This is a genomic window from Labrys sp. (in: a-proteobacteria) (assembly GCF_047605565.1).
Taxonomy (GTDB): Bacteria; Pseudomonadota; Alphaproteobacteria; order Rhizobiales; family Labraceae; genus Labrys; species Labrys neptuniae.
Genome location: NZ_JASGFM010000018.1, coordinates 114342 through 129468, shown reverse-complemented (window position 1 = coordinate 129468; position 15127 = coordinate 114342). Strand labels below are relative to the sequence as shown.

Below are 15127 nucleotides of genomic sequence, written 5' to 3'. Positions count from 1 at the left end.
CCCTTCCAGCCCCAATAGGTCCAGGTGCCGGCGAGGCGATCGAAGACCTGGCGCGAATCCGTCTCGCCAACAGTGCGCTCGGCCTCGGGGAGGGCGGCCAGAGCCTTCTTGTCGGGGATGGTGCGCCAGAGCCAGGACGGCACGGCGTTTTCTTCCACGCGCTTGGTGCGGGCGGGTACGCCCGCCTTGCGGAAATATTTCTGCGCCAGAATGTCGGCGGCGACCTGGCTCCAGGCCTCCGGCACGGCGATGCCTTCCAGCCGGAAGACGATCGAGCCATCCGGGTTCCGGATCTCGCTCGTCGCCGTCCGGAACGCGATGGACGCGTAGGGGGACTGCCCCTTCTTGGTGTAAAGCCGTTCAATCCGCATTGCGTTCTGCCCCGAAAATTAGACGCAAAAATCCGCGCCGTGCCATCGTTACGGCTCGGTTCGAAAACTGTCTGACATCCTGTTTACTTGTCGGTGAGTACATGGCCCTGCCAACGTTCGAATGCCGAGGCTCGTGCCCCGCAATTCCGCGAGGTCACCCCCGCCGCCGACGTTTCCGACTATGACTCAATAGGTATGACTCGCGGGCAGGGGCGTCAAGATTTAGTGCCGGCAAAATGAGTGGCTATCTACATATAGTAGAGGCTGTGGAAATCGGGGACAAGCTTGAGCGGGAGCCCTCAAGGTTCCGGAATCCCTGGCAAAATTGCCGCCTTCAACCTGTCTTTGAATTGCCATGTTCCGGTCATGTTTCATTTACCATCCCCGGCGGATGACCCAAAATGGCACACAAGCCCTTGTGGAGAGGTCGCCGAAGGCTTGCCGTAAGGGCAAGCGTGAGGAGCCGGAAGGGGCGAATCGAGGGCGCCGTGATTCCCTCACACCTTTTGAGCGTGCGAATCGTCCTCGTCGCCACCCTGCGTGATCAGGCGGGCGCTGCGCTGGTTGCGGGTGTGGATCCACAGCCAGCTCAGGGCGACGCTGAGGCGGGAGCGCACGCTGATCAGGAAATAGATGTGGGCGATGCCCCAGATCCACCAGGCGAGCGCGCCACGCAGCTTGATCCAGCCGAAATCGATCACTGCGCGCTTCTTGCCGATCTGCGCCAGGCTGCCCTGATGCTTGTAGTGGAAAGGGGGCGGGGCGGGATCGCCCGCCAGGCGGGCCCGAATCATGCGGGCGACATAGACGCCGGCCTGTTTGGCAGCCGGGGCGATGCCGGGGACCGGCTTGCCGTTGGGCCCGGCAAGGCTGATGGTGTCGCCGATGGCGAAGATCTCGGGATGACCGGGCACGGTCAGGTTCGGCTCGACGATGATTCGGCCGTTGCGGTCCGCCGGGACGCCGAGCCATTCGGCGGCCGGGGAAGCGCGCACGCCCGCGGCCCAGACGATGGTGCGCGCTGGCAGCAGCTTGCCGCCATAGACGACGCCGTCGGCCGTGCATTCGGTGACTGCGGCGCCGAGAACTACCTCGACACCAAGGCTTTCGAGCGATTGTTTCGTGTAGTCGGACAGATCGTCGGGATAGCCCGCGAGCACGCGAGAGCCTGCCTCCACCAGCACGACCCGTGCCTTATGGGTGTCGATGCGGCGAAAATCCGGAGCCAGCGTGTCACGCGCCAGCTCGGCGATGGTGCCGGCAAGCTCCACGCCGGTCGGTCCGGCGCCGACGATCACGAAGGTGAGCAAGGCGTCCTGCACCTCGGGGTCCGTTTCGCGTTCCGCCTTCTCGAAGGCAAGAAGGATGCGTCGGCGAATGGTGGTGGCGTCCTCGATCGCCTTCAGGCCGGGGGCGTGAGGCTCCCATTCGTCATGGCCAAAATAGGCATGGCGGGCGCCCGTCGCCAGGATGAGCGTGTCGTAGGCAAGCCGCGCCCCGTCCTTCAGGAGCACCTGGCGCGCCAATGCGTCGATGCCGGTGACTTCGCCGAGCAGCGTGGTCACCTCCGGCCGCCCGCGCATGAGATGGCGAATCGGCCAGGCGATCTCGGAGGTGGATAGCGAGGCGGTGGCGACCTGATAGAGCAGGGGCTGGAAGATATGGTGGTTGCGCCGGTCCACCAGGGTGATCTCGACGGGCGCGCCTTTGAGATGGTGGATGGCCTCCAGCCCTCCGAAGCCCGCCCCGACGACCACGATGCGGTGGGGTTCGCCCGCCATGGCATAGCCTCCTGCTCGACAGTCCCGAATCGCGACGTTCTCGTGCCATGGCATGGAATCATGCCCGACAAGATCCTGCGTCCACGCACAGAAGCTTGTAGCATTCCATTCCCGCAAGCAGAGTCGGAAAGAACGGGAAGATGAGCCTCATCGCCAAAGCCCATCAACTCCATGACGAGGAACGCACGCTCCTGCATCGATTGCGCCAGGAGCGACGTGCCCATCGGCGGCCGGATCCGGCCGCCTTGCCCGCCGGAGCCCGCATCGCCGATGCCGTCGCCGCAACCATGGGAAGCTGGCCCTTCATCATCGTGCAATCGGCCGTGCTCGCGGCCTGGGTGGTGCTCAATGTCGTCGCCTTCATGCAGCACTGGGATCCCTATCCCTTCATCCTGCTCAATCTGGCGCTGTCGTTCCAGGCAGCCTATGCCGCTCCCTTCATCATGATGAGCCAGAACCGGCAGGCTGCCATCGATCGCGCCGCTGCCACGCATGACTATGACGTCAATACCAAGGCGGAACTGGAGATCGAACTGCTGCACGAGAAGATCGACTTCCTGCGCGAGACCCAGGTCGCGGAGCTGATGCAGCTGGTCAAGCGGCTGGAGGAGAAGCTCGATGCCGCCGGCCAGGCGCCACCGGCCTGAAACCGGCGACGAGCGTGCGGCTGCGGCGCCTTGCGTGCCGGCTGCCGCCGGTCCATGGTCCCGCCTTCTTCAATGCTCCCGAGTCAGCCATGTCCCGCTCCATCATCATCGACACCGATCCCGGCCAGGATGACGCCCTGGCGCTGCTGCTGGCGCTGGGAAGTCCCGAGCTCGAGGTGCTGGGCATCACCACGGTGGCGGGCAATGTGCCGCTGGCCCTGACGAGCCGAAACGCGCGCGTGGTCTGCGAACTGGCGGGACGATCGGACATCACGGTGTGCGCCGGCGCGGACCGGCCGCTGCTGCGTCCGCTCGTCACCGCGGAACATGTGCATGGCAAGACGGGCCTCGATGGCGCGGACCTGCCCGAGCCCACCATGCCGATCAGCCCGCGCCATGGTGTCGACTTCATCGTCGAAACCCTGATGACGCGCCCCTCCGGCACCATCACGCTGTGCCCGCTCGGTCCTCTCACCAATATCGCGCTGGCGCTCCTGCGCGAGCCGCGCATTGCCCCGCGCATCAAGGAAATCGTGCTGATGGGGGGCGGTTGCTTCGAGGGCGGCAACATGACGCCGGCAGCCGAGTTCAACATTTTTGTCGATCCCCATGCCGCCAAAGCGGTTTTCGCCTCCGGGGTTCCGATCACCATGGCGCCGCTCGATGTGACTCACAAGGCGCTCACCACGCGCCTGCGCGTCGACAGGATCCGGAAGATCGGTACCAAAGTTTCCGATGCCGCGGTGGGTTGGCTCGATTTCTTCGAGCGCTTCGACGTGCAGAAATATGGCTCGGAAGGCGGACCGCTGCATGATCCTTGCGTGATCGCCTGGTTGCTCAAGCCCGAACTCTTCACCGGCCGTTCCTGCAATGTCGAGATCGAGACTGAATCTCAGCTCACCCAGGGCATGACGGTGATCGACTGGTGGGGTGTCACCGACCGTCCGAAGAATGCCTTCGTCCTGGGGGGCATCGATGCCGAGGGCTATTTCGACCTGATCGCGCAGGCGATTGCGCGGCTCTAGGGCCGTCGGCAGGCGCTTTGCGTTAGAAATCACCGATGAGGCTATGCGCAATGGTGGACATCCCCGTCGCGCTTGGCCATAAGACTTGCAACGGAATACGAAACGGCAGCCCTCGATGAAAACGCTCCTGCAGATCTTCACGTGGTGGAACGGCTCCACGATCGGAACCCGCTTCTGGACCTCGCGGAAGGGCGAGCGCGTGGGCGAGGACGAGTTCGGCAATGTCTATTACCGCACCAAGGGTGGCGCCGTGGATCCGACCATCGGCGTGCAGCGCCGCTGGGTGCAGTATAATGGCTATGCCGAGGCCACGGCGATTCCGCCGGGCTGGTGGGGCTGGATGCACCATCAGATCGACGTCCCGCCGAGCGAGACCGAATACAAGCCGCGCGAATGGCAAAAGCCGCATCGCCCGAACCAGACCGGTACGGTGAACGCTTATCATCCGAAGGGCTCGATGCTCTCCCATGGACATCGCCAGTCGGCGACCGGCGATTACCAGGCCTGGTCGCCGGGAGACTGACGCACCGCATGGCCGGGGCGCGGCCATGTCAGTGGCCGTCTTTTTGCCCCGATGGGGCGCTATCGCTTCTCGACTCGTCCAGACACGGATCCATTTGCTTTTGCGTCCGCTTGCCTTCCTTCCTCCGACCGGCCGCTCGCGCTGCCTTGCCATGGCAAGCGCGGCTTGTTTCGGCTTGATCCTGGGCAGCACTGCCGCCCGGGCCGAACGCATCGCCAATCCCACCGCGGTGTTCACCGGCCTCGACAAGATCTCGGGTGAAATCAGCACCTTCGAGGCGCCGGTTGGACAGACGGTGAAGTTCGGCGCGCTCAGCGTGACGCCGCGCGTCTGTTACAGCCGTTCCGCCAGCGAAGATCCGCAAACCACGAGTTTCGTCGAGATCGACGAACTGACCCTCAGCAAGAAGGTCGAGCGCCTGTTCAATGGCTGGATGTTCGCGTCCAGCCCGGGCCTCAATGGCGTCGAACATCCTGTCTATGACGTCTGGCTCAAGGACTGCAAGGGCGGCAAGACCAGCGATCCGCCGCCTCCGCCCGTCGTCACGGCGCAGCCGGGCACCAAGCCCGCCAAGGGCAAGAAGGGACAGGCCGCGGCGCCCGAGCCGGATGTCGCTCCGCCGCCCGAGACCGGTGACGGCAACACCGATTTCTTCGACCAGCCGGTGGATCCCAACGCGCCGCAGGATTAAGCGGACGGTCTTTCGCTGCCTCTGCACCGCTTTGTCGAGGGGGAGGGAGGCAGAACTGGCGCCGTCGCCTATGTTGCCAGCTTCCGACAAGCTCTTCCTGACCGGCTGGCTCAGTCGGCAAGGGCGGCCAGGATGTCCGCGCCCGACCGGGCTTCGCGCTTGGGCCACGCAAGAAAATCGCCGTCTTCGGCCAGGGCGTCGTCCAGCAAACGATGATAGAGCGTGCGCGGCAACTCGATGGCGCCCAGACTCATCAGATGATCGGTGACGAATTGGGTGTCGAGCAGCTGGTAGCCGCCATGGCGCAGCCGTGCCACCAGATGGGCCAGGGCCACCTTGGATGCGTCGCTCTCCAGATGGAACATACTTTCGCCGAAGAAGGCGCCGCCGAGATCGACGCCGTAGAGGCCGCCGACCAGCCGGCCATTGCGATAGGCCTCGACGGTGTGGCAATGGCCCAATCGGAACAACTCGCCATAGAGCCGACGGATCGACGAGTTGATCCAGGTGGTGCGGCGTCCCGGTCCGGATCGGGCGCAGCCATCGATCACCGCCTCGAAATCATGATCGACCACGATATCGAAACGATCGGAGCGGATGGTACGGGCGAGACGATGAGAGATCACCAGCCCGTCGAGCGGGATGATGCCGCGAAATTCCGGCTCGACCCAGTAGAGGCCGGGATCGTCGGCGCTTTCGGCCATCGGGAAGATGCCGCAGGCATAGGCCTTGAGCAGGACCTGCGGCGTGATCTCCAGATTGAGCTCGGCGCCCGACATGGCAGTGCCGCCTAGGCGCTGTCGCTCATGCCGCCGGCTTCGAGGAATTTCTCGAGCCAGTGAATGTCGTAGAGACCGTTCTGGATATCCGCGTTGCGCACCAGAGTGCGGAACAGCGGCAGGGTGGTCTCCACACCATCGACCACGAATTCGTCGATGGCTCGGCGCAGGCGCATCAGGCATTCGGTGCGCGTGCGGCCGTGCACGATCAGCTTGCCGATCAGCGAATCGTAATAGGGCGGGATCTTGTAGCCCTGGTAGACGGCCGAATCGACGCGAACGCCAAGGCCACCCGGCGGATGAAAATAGCTGATCGTGCCGGGCGAAGGCCGGAAGGTCGCGGCATTCTCGGCATTGATGCGGCATTCGATGGCATGGCCTTCGATCTGCACATCCGACTGCTTGATCGACAGCGGCGAGCCGGCCGCGATCTTGATCTGCTCGTTGACCAGATCGATGCCGGTGATCATCTCGGTGACCGGATGTTCCACCTGGATGCGCGTGTTCATCTCGATGAAATAGAACTCGCCATTTTCATAGAGGAACTCGATGGTGCCGGCGCCGACATAGCCGAGCTCGATCATCGCCTTGGCGACGATATCACCGATCTTGTTGCGCTGGGCAGCGTTGAGGGCCGGCGAGGGGCCCTCCTCCCACACCTTCTGGTGGCGACGCTGCAGAGAGCAATCGCGTTCGCCCAGATGGATGGCGTGGCCCTGGCCGTCGCCGAGCACCTGCAATTCGATATGGCGAGGCTTCTGCAGATATTTCTCCAGATAGACCGCATCGTCGCCAAAGGCGGCCAGCGCTTCCGCGCGGGCGGTGGCGAGAGCATCGGGCAGGTCTTCCGCCGTCAGAGCCACCTTCATGCCGCGGCCACCGCCGCCGGCAGCGGCCTTGACCAGCACCGGATAGCCGATCTCCTCGGCGATGCGGGCAGCATCGGTGTCATTGGTGACGCCGCCATCCGAGCCGGGCACGCAGGGAATGCCGAGGCGCTTGGCAGTGCGCTTGGCCTCGATCTTGTCGCCCATCATGCGGATATGCTCCGCCTTGGGGCCGATGAAGGCGATGTTATGCTGATCGAGGATGTCGGCGAAGCGGGCGTTTTCCGACAGGAAGCCATAGCCTGGATGCACGGCCTCGGCGCCGGTGATCTCGCAAGCCGCGATCAGAGCGGGAATGTTGAGATAGCTTTCGCGAGCCGGCGGCGGGCCGATGCATACGCTTTCGTCCGCCAGCTTGACGTGCATGGCATCGGCATCGGCGGTGGAATGGACAGCCACCGTCTTGATGCCGAGCTCCTTGCAGGCGCGCAGCACGCGCAGGGCGATCTCACCGCGGTTCGCGATCAGGATCTTGTCAAACATTCACGTCACTCGATGATCATCAGCGGCTGGCCATATTCGACCGGTTGCTTGTCCTCGATGAACAGCGCGCTCACCGTTCCCGAACGCGGCGCGATGATGTCGTTGAAGGTCTTCATCGCCTCGACGATCAGCACGCGGTCGCCCTGATTGACCTTGCTGCCGATCTCGACGAAGGCCTTGGCGCCCGGTGCGGCGCCGAGATAGGCGGTGCCCACCATCGGCGATTTCAAGACGCCGGGATGATTGGCCGGATCGGCAGCGGCCGGAGCGGCTGCAGCGGCCGCAACAGCAGCCGGAGCAGCGACGGCGACGGCCGGCGCGCTGACCGGCACGGTTGCCGTCACATTGATCTGCCGCGCCACCCGGATGCGCAGGTCGGCCTGCTGCACCTCGATTTCGGTGAGATCCGTCTCCGTCAGGAGATTGGCGAGTTCCCGGATAATCTCGGGGTCAATCCCCGATTTGGTTCGCGACATCGTCATGCCTTGCGTTTCCGCGGGGCCGAGGCCCCGTCATTCATTGAGCCGATACGCTCGAAGCCAATGCTTCGAGGGCAAGTTCATAGCCCTTGGGGCCAAATCCGCAGATCACGCCCTTGGCTGCCGGCGAGACCCAGGAATGGTGCCGGAAACTTTCGCGCGCGAACACGTTGGATAGATGCAATTCGATTACCGGCAGGCTAACGGCCTTGATCGCATCGTGGAGAGCGATCGAGGTATGGGTGAGGGCGCCGGGATTGATGATCAATCCGACCGCACCCTTGTGATAGGCCTCGTGCACCCAGTCGAGCAGTACGCCCTCATGGTTGGTCTGCCGGAATTCGATGGTAAGACCCAATTGCTCGGCGCGCGCCCGGGCCAGTTTCTCGATGCCGTTGAGGTCGAGCGTGCCGTAGACGGACGTTTCACGCACACCCAGCATGTTGAGATTGGGGCCATTCAGAATGTAGACGAGCGCCATGCTTGCCATCAGGACCATAAATTGAAAGCCCGAAGCTTGCTGCAACGGGCCTTTTGCTGCGAACGCCCCTTATAGGGCGCCCGATCCAGGAAGGCAAAGCCGACGGCGAAAAACCGCCGGCTTTGTTGGAGAAGGGTCTGTCCGGCTCAACCGCAGGCGGTTTGGCCGCATTTGCGCAGCGAATCGATCTTGGACTTCAGGGCATCGTAGCCGACGGCACCGGGGGTGATCTCGCTGCCGAGCACGTAAGAGGGCGTGCCGTTGATGCCCAATGCCTCGCCGAGCTGCATCGTGCTGGTCAGTCCCTTGAGCAGAGCCGGATCTTTCATGTCGGCCTGCAGCTTGGTCATGTCGACGCCGGAATCCTGGGCGACCTGCAGGGCGCGGTCCTTGCCCACGGCGCCGCGCGTGCCGAGCAGGACTTGGTGGAACTCCAGGAACTTGTCGCCCTGCAACTGCTTCTTGACGGCAAGGGCAACAATGGCTGCTTCCTTGGAGCCTTCGCTCAGGATCGGGTAGTCGCGCAACACCACCTTGAGCTTCTTGTCGGTATCGAGCAGCTTGACCATGTCGGCCAGTCCGCGCTTGCAGTAGCCGCAATTGTAGTCGAAGAACTCGACCAGGGTGACATCGCCTTCGGGATTGCCGAGCACGGCGTTCTGCGACCCGTTGAGGATAGTGTCCATGCTGTCGGAGAGCAGCTTCTTCTGGCGCTCGGCCGTCGCCGCTTCCTGCTTGGCCTGCATGGCGTTGATGGCGTCGACGATGACCTCGGGATGCTCCATCAGGTAATTCTTGACGATTGCCTCGACCGCGGGCTTGTCCAGCGGTTCGGCAGCGAGGGCAGGCTGGCCGGATGCGAGCAAGCCAATGCCGAGTGCAACCCCGGCCATCAGACGCTTCAACGACATATACTTCTCCAAAAGGCAGAAATCCCAGGAGCCAAGCGCGTTTTGGCGAAACGCGCCTTGCTCTCACTCTTTGGTTCGGCGCGTCCTTGCGATTTGATGTCCTTCGTTCAAACCACAAAACGCTTTGGGACGTGGATAGGTCCAGGCCCGTAACGGATCAATGAATCGCAGCTCAGGGACGTGCGATCTCACACAATCGTGTTCGATCGAAGGCATTCGCGGAGGCTTTTGCCGGTTCTCGGCAGAATTAGCCTTGCCTTCAGGAATCCTTGTCCTTCAGCCTGTTGAGCGCGGCGAAGGGGGAAAGGCCCGCCTCGTCTCCGTCGCCCTCGAAGGTGGCGCCCGGCTTGCGGGGATAGGGATCGAGCGCCAGAGCGAGGAATTCGCTGACGACGGCGCCGAGATCGATGGTGTCGCCGACCAGCAGGTCTGGCGGATCTTCGGCTTCCGGATCGTTCAATTCGGCCAGATCGAATTCGGCATTGGGATCCTGCCCATCCGGCGAGAAGCGGATGTCGACGGGAGCCTCGACCTTGCTCTCGAACGGTTCTGCCGTGACGACGCAGATCTGGGTTATCTGGGCAAGAATGGTTCCCTCGACTGCCAGCCCATCCTTGCGGAAGGGCGTGACGTGGAGCTTGGCCGTCAGGGCCGCGACATCCGGAAGGCCAAGCTGGCGGGCGACGGCCCTGCGCTCGTCTTCGTTCGTCTCGATCATGAAATGGCGGCCCGTGGCCGGAATCTCGCGCAGATGGACCGGACGCGAGAAGTGGGGCGTTGGATTGGTCATGCGCTCTCACCTAGGGCTGGAGTGGGGAAGGGTAGGGAGCCGCTGGCAAGGCTCGCCAGGGAAGCGTCGGCAAGGGCCCTGGAAGCGCGCCGGACATAGCCTGCGAGGGCCCGCGCCTGAGGCAACCTCTCTTCGTCGCGGGCATAGACGTTGCGCAGGAGGACTTGGGTGAGTTCCTCGTCATCCGGCCTATGCAGGGCATTGCCATAGGATGAGGAGCATCCCGTATAGATGTCGGCGATCTTGCGCATCTTCTTGGGGACGGCGAGGTCGCCGACGCCCATTTCCCGCATGGCTCGGTCGAGCTCGGCGAAGAAGCGGTCGCAAACGCCCTGGGCAATCTCGCGGATCTCGCCCTGCTCATCGTTGAGCCGATGCATGAGCAGGAACAGATGCAGCAGCATCATGTCCATACGCCCTTCCACCGTGTCGGGGACGCGACCCTCGACGAACAGGGCGGGATCGCGGCCCTGGGCCACGATCTGGTCGTAGAGGCGGGCAATCTGCGCGTCGCGCGCTCTATTGCGAAACAGGCCGAACATGAGCTCCTTCACCAGCAGGGGTATTCGACCGGTGTTCCGCGGGGCGGCACCGTGGCGGTGCCTTGGTACGATCCGGTCGAAGACCGCACTCTATAACGGATGCTCCATATAAGTGGATGCTCTCTGAGCGCCAAGGTTGAATTTCGTGCGCGAGCGGGTTACGCCAGAACCCACGCGACGATGTGGCGAACGAGCCTGTGTGCCCGATGGAGGCCAAAGTGAGTATAGTTGTGTTGCCCCCCCGTTTCCGGTCTCCCGCGCTGGCGGCCGCTGTCGTCATCTCCCTGGCCGGGCTGCTGCAGAGCTGCGGTTCGATCGGCGAGACCAATGTGCACGGCATCGTGGTGACGGAGAGCACCTTGTCGGCGATCAAACCCGGCACGTCCCAGGCCCAGGTGCTCGATGCACTCGGCACGCCCTCCACCCAGTCCACGCTGGACGGCCAGGCCTGGTACTATGTGTCTCAGACCACGTCCCGCCCGGTGGCCTTCCTGTCTCCGCATGTGACCGACCGTAACGTGCTGGCCGTCTACTTCACCAATGGCCGGGTGTCGCGCGTCGCCAATTACGGCCTGAAGGACGGCGTGGTATTCGATTCGATCACCCGTACGACGCCGACGGCCGGCGGCGACCTCAACTTCGTCACGCAGCTCGCACGCGGCATGACGGCGGGTATTCCGGGCTTCGGTCGATAACGAGTTCAACGGCAGAGTGGGAAGCGCCTGGTCCCAGGCTCTTCCTTGCCGCGGGTCTTCGTTTTCAATTGACTTTGCAAACAGCGATGATTGCGTCAGGCCGTATGGCCTGGCGTGGGAGCCGGTTTCATGCCGCTTGGTCCGGCCCGCGGGCCTTCGGCGTGAAGACCGCCTTGAAATAACTCCAGAAATTCAGGGTCATCGACAGCGCGACGGCAATTGCCACCGCCAGCACCGGCCAGCGTGCAAAAGGCCCGCCGAGCGTGACCAGCGCCATGAAGGTACCGAGATTGACCAAAGCGGCCAGCGCGCTCGCGGACAGGTAGCGCAGGAACTCGGCCGCGATGTCGGAGCCGGCGCGGTCGCCGAAGGCCAGCGAGCGGTTGATCAGCCAGGTCACCACCACGGCACCGGCAAACGAGGCCAGGCGCGCCAGGCGAGCATCGAGGCCGAGATTGACCAGAATGGTCAGGATGCCGGCATCGAAGGCGAAGCCGACGAAACCGGCCAGGGCAAAACAGCATAGCCGCCAACGCAGAGACCTGCCGGGAGGTGGTTCAGTGGACGGGCGCATAGCGCAAATAATGCAGCCGCTTGAGCTCCCTTCGCCCACGCGTGACCGTATCGAGGATCATGCCGGAAAAGAAGGCGATGATGGCCGACAGCATCAAGCCGGTGGCGAGCACGGCCGTGGGCAGGCGCGGTACGGAGCCGTATTCGAGATATTCCACCACCACCGGGGTGGCGGCGACAAGGGACGACAGAGCCAGCACGCCGGCGAGCAGGCTGAAGAAGAGCAGCGGCCTTTCCTCCTTCACCAGCTTGGCGATGAGCTTGAGAATGCGCATGCCGTCCTGCACGGTGCGCAGTTTGCTCTGCGAGCCCGCCGGCCGCTCCCCATAGACCGTCTCGATCTCGCCCAGAGGAAGCGACATTTCGAGAGCATGCACGAGCAGTTCGGTTTCGATCTCGAAACCGGTCGAGAGGGCGGGGAACGTCTTGACGAAGCGCCGGGACATCGCCTTGTAGCCCGACAGCATGTCACGTGAGGACGAGCCGAAGAATCGCGTGACCAGGCGGGTGAGCATCCGGTTGCCGAAACGATGTCCGGGGCGGTAGGCCGTTTCGCCATTGGCCACGCGCACCCCGTTGACGAGATCGAGGGGCCCGGCGCGCAGGGCCGCGACCAGCGCCGGAGCGCTGGCGGGATCGTAGGTGTTGTCACCGTCGACGATGATATAGATGTCGGCCTCGATATCCGCGAACATGCGGCGGATCACGTGCCCCTTGCCCTGGCGGGCTTCATGGCGCACCACGGCCCCGGCTTCCTGTGCCAGGCGCGCGGTATCGTCGCTGGAATTGTTGTCATAGACATAGATGACGGCTGACGGCAGCTGCGCGCGAAACCGCTGGATGACGGCCTGGATGGAGACCGCCTCATTGTAGCAGGGCACCAAAATCGCGATCGTCGGATCCACCCCCTGCATCGTTTCCTCGATCCTTCGCCTGCCTTCACGGTCCCGTCCTTATAGACGCAAGCGGGATCAGGGCGCCAACCGCACCGCGTCATGGTTAAGGCCATTTGCCGCGCTTGGGCGGGGGAAGGGGGTGACGTGGGCAGTCTCAGCGGCGATTTTGGGGCGGAGCGAATGCTCTTCCAGCGAAAAGTCAGAGGATTGTGTGGCAGGAAAGTGATTTGAAGCGTAGTGAATCCATAAGAATAGGATCATGTGTGTGCTGCGGAATTACCGCTTCGATGTTCTGCTCGGAAGATTTCGGCTGAATTGGCACTATATTGTTATTGGCGTTTCAGAAAAGCGAAGCAGATCGCAAAAACGTCCATTTTGTCGCAGGTTTGTCTTGACCGCTGGTTTCCAATCGGGCAGCCTACGGCATCGATTTTCGGCCGAACGACTTGGCCTCGCGTCGCGGCGCTCGCTGGATGCGTGCTGACAAGCTCTCACCAAAATTCGACACTCGCTGGGTCCGCGTCATCGCGGGCTTTGGCTTTCACTACGTTGAAGGAATAGCTCACGATGAGCACAGGTACCGTGAAGTGGTTCAACGCCCAGAAGGGCTACGGTTTCATTCAGCCCGATGATGGCTCCAAGGACGTGTTCGTCCACATCAGCGCGGTTGAACGGGCCGGCCTGTATGAGCTGCGCGAAGGCCAGAAGATCAGCTATGAGCTGGTCCAGGATCGCCGCTCGGGCAAGTTGGCCGCTGACCAGCTCCAGGCCGCGGCCTAAGCGACCCATAGAGTCTTTCGGTATACCGTCAGATTTTCAGGAAAAGCCGGCGCGGCAGCAGCCGGCTTTTCTTTTGGTTGCAATGCAGCAACATGTGTGCATTGCAAGATGGCGCTGAGTTCCGGCAGCCGACAGCGATTTAAACTTGAAGGATAGTAGGAACAAGCGCAGAATTCAGGCGTTCAAGTCAAGGGCTGAGTCCCTCATGGCCGGATCGGACACCGGCTGATGGAGGTTCGTCATGGATCTGAGTGAAATGATCACGGGTTTTCTGGTTGTCCTGGTGATCGCAATTTTGATTATCGATACGGTGATTGATTGGCGTTCGCCGGCCAAGGCCGCGAAGCAAGCGAGACAGATTGCTGCTCCGGGCAAGCACAGCCTCGATCCGAAGATCGGCTGCGACATCGTCTGGTGCTGAACGCCTACGCACTGTGACGCGACGACCGTGACGTGAGCCGTCCGGCGGACGGGGAGCTTTGTGTGTCGCGCGACCCGGTGATTGCACTACAGGCGCAGCACAATCCTTTTGATAGCTGCTGCGGCAGGAGTGCCGCACGGAGGCGAGGCCACCGTGCGTTTTCACGCATGGCGGCTGACAATCTCGCTGACGATAAGGGATTGCGCTGGCCGGGCGCGGAGACTTGCAAGGCCGGTCCTCACTCAACCGGCTTGCGAAGCACCTTGTCCCTCGCGCCAGGCGGAGGCCGGTCGCCAAAACCACGCGCATAGCCGCGTGATACGCTGGCTGTCAGCGCTGCGATCGCATCGTCCCGCTCGGCGAGTTCGGCCTTGAGATGATCGACCATCGCGACCAAGGCCTGAACGGCGACGCGTGCATCGCCTCCGCAAGTGGCGATTGCTTGGTCGGCATCGCGCTGCACTATTTCGGCCTCCTGGGACAGGAAAGGCTCCAGGCCTGCGGGCCGCCCGTTCATGGCTTGCCGGAGAGGCTGAGAGGATTGCCTGCCGCCTCCAGCAGGCTCGCCAGACGGTCGAGTTCGTCGTCGAGCCGGACATTGCGGCGAATGGCCCTGCGCAATGCCGTGACGGCATTGCCATCGGTCCGCTTCAATTCGCGGCTGACGATCCAGTCGATCGACACGCCTTGGGCATCGCCATCCACTCTTTCGTGAAGGTCTTCGTCCTCTAGCCGATCGGATTGGCGTTTCAATTCCTCGATCAGCCGGTCCCGGTTGATCAGCGAGGTCTGGGCTTGCCTGGCATAACGGTAGAGTGCCAGTAGGGCTGCGCCGCCGCTGCCCGCCTTTTCGACCAAACGGGCGATCTCCGCGACTTCCTCCGGCCGGGCGGCCAGCCTATGCGTGCCGTCGAAATAACCGTCGAGCATGTCGATTACCTTCGGTTGAGGGCAGGACCTTATGCCCCGAAGGGGTGCTTGTCCAGTATTTTGTTCTCTTTTTGTTCCTGACGAGGAAGGGCGGAAATCGATGCGGAGAGGGAGCGCCTTGCTCAGGCCTCGAACGAGTCCATTAGAATATAGCTGCCCGGTTGGCGCTGATATGCATCGATCTGCGGAACCAGTCGCTTGAAATGTTCGGTACTGCAATGGGCGTCGAGGGAGGCGCGATCCGGCCATGCCTCGATGAAAACGAAATGCCCAGGGTCTTTCTGGTCGATGAAAAGGTCATAGGCGATGCAATGTTCTTCCTGGCGCGTCTTGGCGACCAGTTCCCTGTAGAGGGGAAGCACGGCATCCACATGTTCGGGCTTTATGAAATCCTGAGCGATGACTTTCAGCATCGGGAACCTAAGGGGCGGCCCTTTGTGCC

Annotated in this window: 19 protein-coding genes and 2 pseudogenes; 7 read left to right on the top strand and 14 right to left on the bottom strand. The window is 62.8% G+C overall.

The window, feature by feature from the left end:
* Positions 1 to 371, bottom strand: a pseudogene (locus QM672_RS17515) (vitamin B12-dependent ribonucleotide reductase); the annotation flags it as partial.
* 497 nt (positions 372 to 868) lie between these two features.
* Positions 869 to 2152, bottom strand: coding sequence for an NAD(P)/FAD-dependent oxidoreductase (locus QM672_RS17510; RefSeq protein ID WP_415084075.1), 1284 nt, complete (start codon positions 2150 to 2152; stop codon positions 869 to 871).
* A gap of 140 nt (positions 2153 to 2292) precedes the next feature.
* On the opposite strand from QM672_RS17510, the gene QM672_RS17505 reads away from it, so the two are divergent.
* From QM672_RS17505 to QM672_RS17490, 4 genes and pseudogenes are all read left to right on the top strand, one after another.
* Positions 2293 to 2799, top strand: coding sequence for a DUF1003 domain-containing protein (locus QM672_RS17505; RefSeq protein ID WP_311935094.1), 507 nt, complete (start codon positions 2293 to 2295; stop codon positions 2797 to 2799).
* An 89-nt stretch (positions 2800 to 2888) separates the two neighbouring features.
* Positions 2889 to 3824 (top strand): nucleoside hydrolase, encoded by a 936-nt coding sequence (locus tag QM672_RS17500; protein ID WP_415084072.1) that lies wholly within the window; start codon positions 2889 to 2891, stop codon positions 3822 to 3824.
* Between the two features lie 115 nt (positions 3825 to 3939).
* Complete coding sequence (locus tag QM672_RS17495; protein WP_311935091.1) at positions 3940 to 4347, top strand: NADH:ubiquinone oxidoreductase subunit NDUFA12; 408 nt, start codon at positions 3940 to 3942, stop codon at positions 4345 to 4347.
* Between the two features lie 25 nt (positions 4348 to 4372).
* Positions 4373 to 4882, top strand: a pseudogene (locus QM672_RS17490) (DUF2155 domain-containing protein); the annotation flags it as partial.
* 266 nt (positions 4883 to 5148) lie between these two features.
* On the opposite strand, the gene aat reads toward QM672_RS17490, so the two are convergent.
* The 7 genes from aat to QM672_RS17455 all read right to left on the bottom strand — a co-directional run bounded on the left by aat (position 5149) and on the right by QM672_RS17455 (position 10390).
* Entirely contained in the window at positions 5149 to 5817 is a 669-nt protein-coding gene (gene aat / locus QM672_RS17485) for a leucyl/phenylalanyl-tRNA--protein transferase (protein WP_367623064.1), read from the bottom strand.
* An 11-nt stretch (positions 5818 to 5828) separates the two neighbouring features.
* On the bottom strand, positions 5829 to 7187 hold the full coding sequence (accC, locus tag QM672_RS17480; protein ID WP_311935085.1) for an acetyl-CoA carboxylase biotin carboxylase subunit: 1359 nt from the start codon (positions 7185 to 7187) through the stop codon (positions 5829 to 5831).
* A 5-nt stretch (positions 7188 to 7192) separates the two neighbouring features.
* The gene (gene accB, locus QM672_RS17475; RefSeq protein ID WP_311935533.1) at positions 7193 to 7663 is read right to left on the bottom strand and encodes an acetyl-CoA carboxylase biotin carboxyl carrier protein; all 471 of its coding nucleotides are present in this window, start codon (positions 7661 to 7663) and stop codon (positions 7193 to 7195) included.
* A gap of 40 nt (positions 7664 to 7703) precedes the next feature.
* On the bottom strand, positions 7704 to 8147 hold the full coding sequence (gene aroQ, locus QM672_RS17470; RefSeq protein WP_068296342.1) for a type II 3-dehydroquinate dehydratase: 444 nt from the start codon (positions 8145 to 8147) through the stop codon (positions 7704 to 7706).
* Positions 8148 to 8293: 146 nt separating this feature from the next.
* Positions 8294 to 9058 carry a DsbA family protein gene (locus tag QM672_RS17465; RefSeq protein ID WP_367623063.1) on the bottom strand — a complete coding sequence of 255 codons (765 nt, stop codon included), beginning with the start codon at positions 9056 to 9058 and terminating at the stop codon, positions 8294 to 8296.
* Positions 9059 to 9317: 259 nt separating this feature from the next.
* On the bottom strand, positions 9318 to 9848 hold the full coding sequence (locus QM672_RS17460) for a YceD family protein (RefSeq protein WP_311935079.1): 531 nt from the start codon (positions 9846 to 9848) through the stop codon (positions 9318 to 9320).
* On the bottom strand, positions 9845 to 10390 hold the full coding sequence (locus QM672_RS17455) for a ubiquinol-cytochrome C chaperone family protein (RefSeq protein WP_311935077.1): 546 nt from the start codon (positions 10388 to 10390) through the stop codon (positions 9845 to 9847). The genes QM672_RS17460 and QM672_RS17455 overlap by 4 nt, the downstream gene beginning before the upstream one ends.
* Before the next feature lie 218 nt (positions 10391 to 10608).
* Between QM672_RS17455 and QM672_RS17450 the strand changes: the two genes are divergently transcribed.
* Positions 10609 to 11085: an outer membrane protein assembly factor BamE gene (locus QM672_RS17450; protein WP_311935076.1), complete on the top strand. Its 477-nt coding sequence runs from the start codon at positions 10609 to 10611 to the stop codon at positions 11083 to 11085.
* Positions 11086 to 11212: 127 nt separating this feature from the next.
* Here the strand turns inward: QM672_RS17450 and QM672_RS17445 are convergent, their stop codons facing one another.
* Positions 11213 to 11659, bottom strand: coding sequence for a GtrA family protein (locus tag QM672_RS17445; RefSeq protein WP_415084067.1), 447 nt, complete (start codon positions 11657 to 11659; stop codon positions 11213 to 11215).
* Positions 11643 to 12572, bottom strand: a complete 930-nt coding sequence (locus QM672_RS17440; protein ID WP_415084065.1) for a glycosyltransferase family 2 protein — start codon at positions 12570 to 12572, stop codon at positions 11643 to 11645. The genes QM672_RS17445 and QM672_RS17440 overlap by 17 nt, the downstream gene beginning before the upstream one ends.
* 549 nt (positions 12573 to 13121) lie before the next feature.
* Here QM672_RS17440 and QM672_RS17435 point away from each other — a divergent pair.
* On the top strand, positions 13122 to 13334 hold the full coding sequence (locus QM672_RS17435) for a cold-shock protein (protein ID WP_068296022.1): 213 nt from the start codon (positions 13122 to 13124) through the stop codon (positions 13332 to 13334).
* A 241-nt stretch (positions 13335 to 13575) separates the two neighbouring features.
* Entirely contained in the window at positions 13576 to 13755 is a 180-nt protein-coding gene (locus QM672_RS17430) for a hypothetical protein (protein ID WP_311935068.1), read from the top strand.
* Positions 13756 to 13993: 238 nt separating this feature from the next.
* Here the strand turns inward: QM672_RS17430 and QM672_RS17425 are convergent, their stop codons facing one another.
* From QM672_RS17425 to QM672_RS17415, 3 genes are all read right to left on the bottom strand, one after another.
* A complete protein-coding gene (locus tag QM672_RS17425; RefSeq protein WP_415084063.1) occupies positions 13994 to 14272 on the bottom strand; it encodes a hypothetical protein in 279 nt (92 codons plus the stop codon).
* Entirely contained in the window at positions 14269 to 14685 is a 417-nt protein-coding gene (locus QM672_RS17420) for a hypothetical protein (RefSeq protein WP_415084061.1), read from the bottom strand. Before QM672_RS17420 ends, QM672_RS17425 begins: the two co-directional genes overlap by 4 nt.
* A gap of 122 nt (positions 14686 to 14807) precedes the next feature.
* Positions 14808 to 15098 carry a putative quinol monooxygenase gene (locus QM672_RS17415; protein ID WP_415084059.1) on the bottom strand — a complete coding sequence of 97 codons (291 nt, stop codon included), beginning with the start codon at positions 15096 to 15098 and terminating at the stop codon, positions 14808 to 14810.
* Positions 15099 to 15127: the final 29 nt, after the last annotated feature.

Bases quoted from the DNA above. Each gene is read 5' to 3' on its own strand.
- aat (WP_367623064.1), bottom strand. From the start codon at position 5,817: ATGTCGGGCGCCGAGCTCAATCTGGAGATCACGCCGCAGGTCCTGCTC.
- QM672_RS17420 (WP_415084061.1), bottom strand. From the start codon at position 14,685: ATGCTCGACGGTTATTTCGACGGCACGCATAGGCTGGCCGCCCGGCCG.
- QM672_RS17415 (WP_415084059.1), bottom strand. From the start codon at position 15,098: ATGCTGAAAGTCATCGCTCAGGATTTCATAAAGCCCGAACATGTGGAT.
- QM672_RS17440 (WP_415084065.1), bottom strand. From the start codon at position 12,572: ATGCAGGGGGTGGATCCGACGATCGCGATTTTGGTGCCCTGCTACAAT.
- QM672_RS17460 (WP_311935079.1), bottom strand. From the start codon at position 9,848: ATGACCAATCCAACGCCCCACTTCTCGCGTCCGGTCCATCTGCGCGAG.
- QM672_RS17445 (WP_415084067.1), bottom strand. From the start codon at position 11,659: ATGCGCCCGTCCACTGAACCACCTCCCGGCAGGTCTCTGCGTTGGCGG.
- QM672_RS17435 (WP_068296022.1), top strand. From the start codon at position 13,122: ATGAGCACAGGTACCGTGAAGTGGTTCAACGCCCAGAAGGGCTACGGT.
- QM672_RS17455 (WP_311935077.1), bottom strand. From the start codon at position 10,390: ATGTTCGGCCTGTTTCGCAATAGAGCGCGCGACGCGCAGATTGCCCGC.
- accB (WP_311935533.1), bottom strand. From the start codon at position 7,663: ATGTCGCGAACCAAATCGGGGATTGACCCCGAGATTATCCGGGAACTC.
- aroQ (WP_068296342.1), bottom strand. From the start codon at position 8,147: ATGGCGCTCGTCTACATTCTGAATGGCCCCAATCTCAACATGCTGGGT.
- QM672_RS17510 (WP_415084075.1), bottom strand. From the start codon at position 2,152: ATGGCGGGCGAACCCCACCGCATCGTGGTCGTCGGGGCGGGCTTCGGA.
- QM672_RS17500 (WP_415084072.1), top strand. From the start codon at position 2,889: ATGTCCCGCTCCATCATCATCGACACCGATCCCGGCCAGGATGACGCC.
- accC (WP_311935085.1), bottom strand. From the start codon at position 7,187: ATGTTTGACAAGATCCTGATCGCGAACCGCGGTGAGATCGCCCTGCGC.
- QM672_RS17430 (WP_311935068.1), top strand. From the start codon at position 13,576: ATGGATCTGAGTGAAATGATCACGGGTTTTCTGGTTGTCCTGGTGATC.
- QM672_RS17505 (WP_311935094.1), top strand. From the start codon at position 2,293: ATGAGCCTCATCGCCAAAGCCCATCAACTCCATGACGAGGAACGCACG.
- QM672_RS17465 (WP_367623063.1), bottom strand. From the start codon at position 9,058: ATGTCGTTGAAGCGTCTGATGGCCGGGGTTGCACTCGGCATTGGCTTG.
- QM672_RS17495 (WP_311935091.1), top strand. From the start codon at position 3,940: ATGAAAACGCTCCTGCAGATCTTCACGTGGTGGAACGGCTCCACGATC.
- QM672_RS17425 (WP_415084063.1), bottom strand. From the start codon at position 14,272: ATGAACGGGCGGCCCGCAGGCCTGGAGCCTTTCCTGTCCCAGGAGGCC.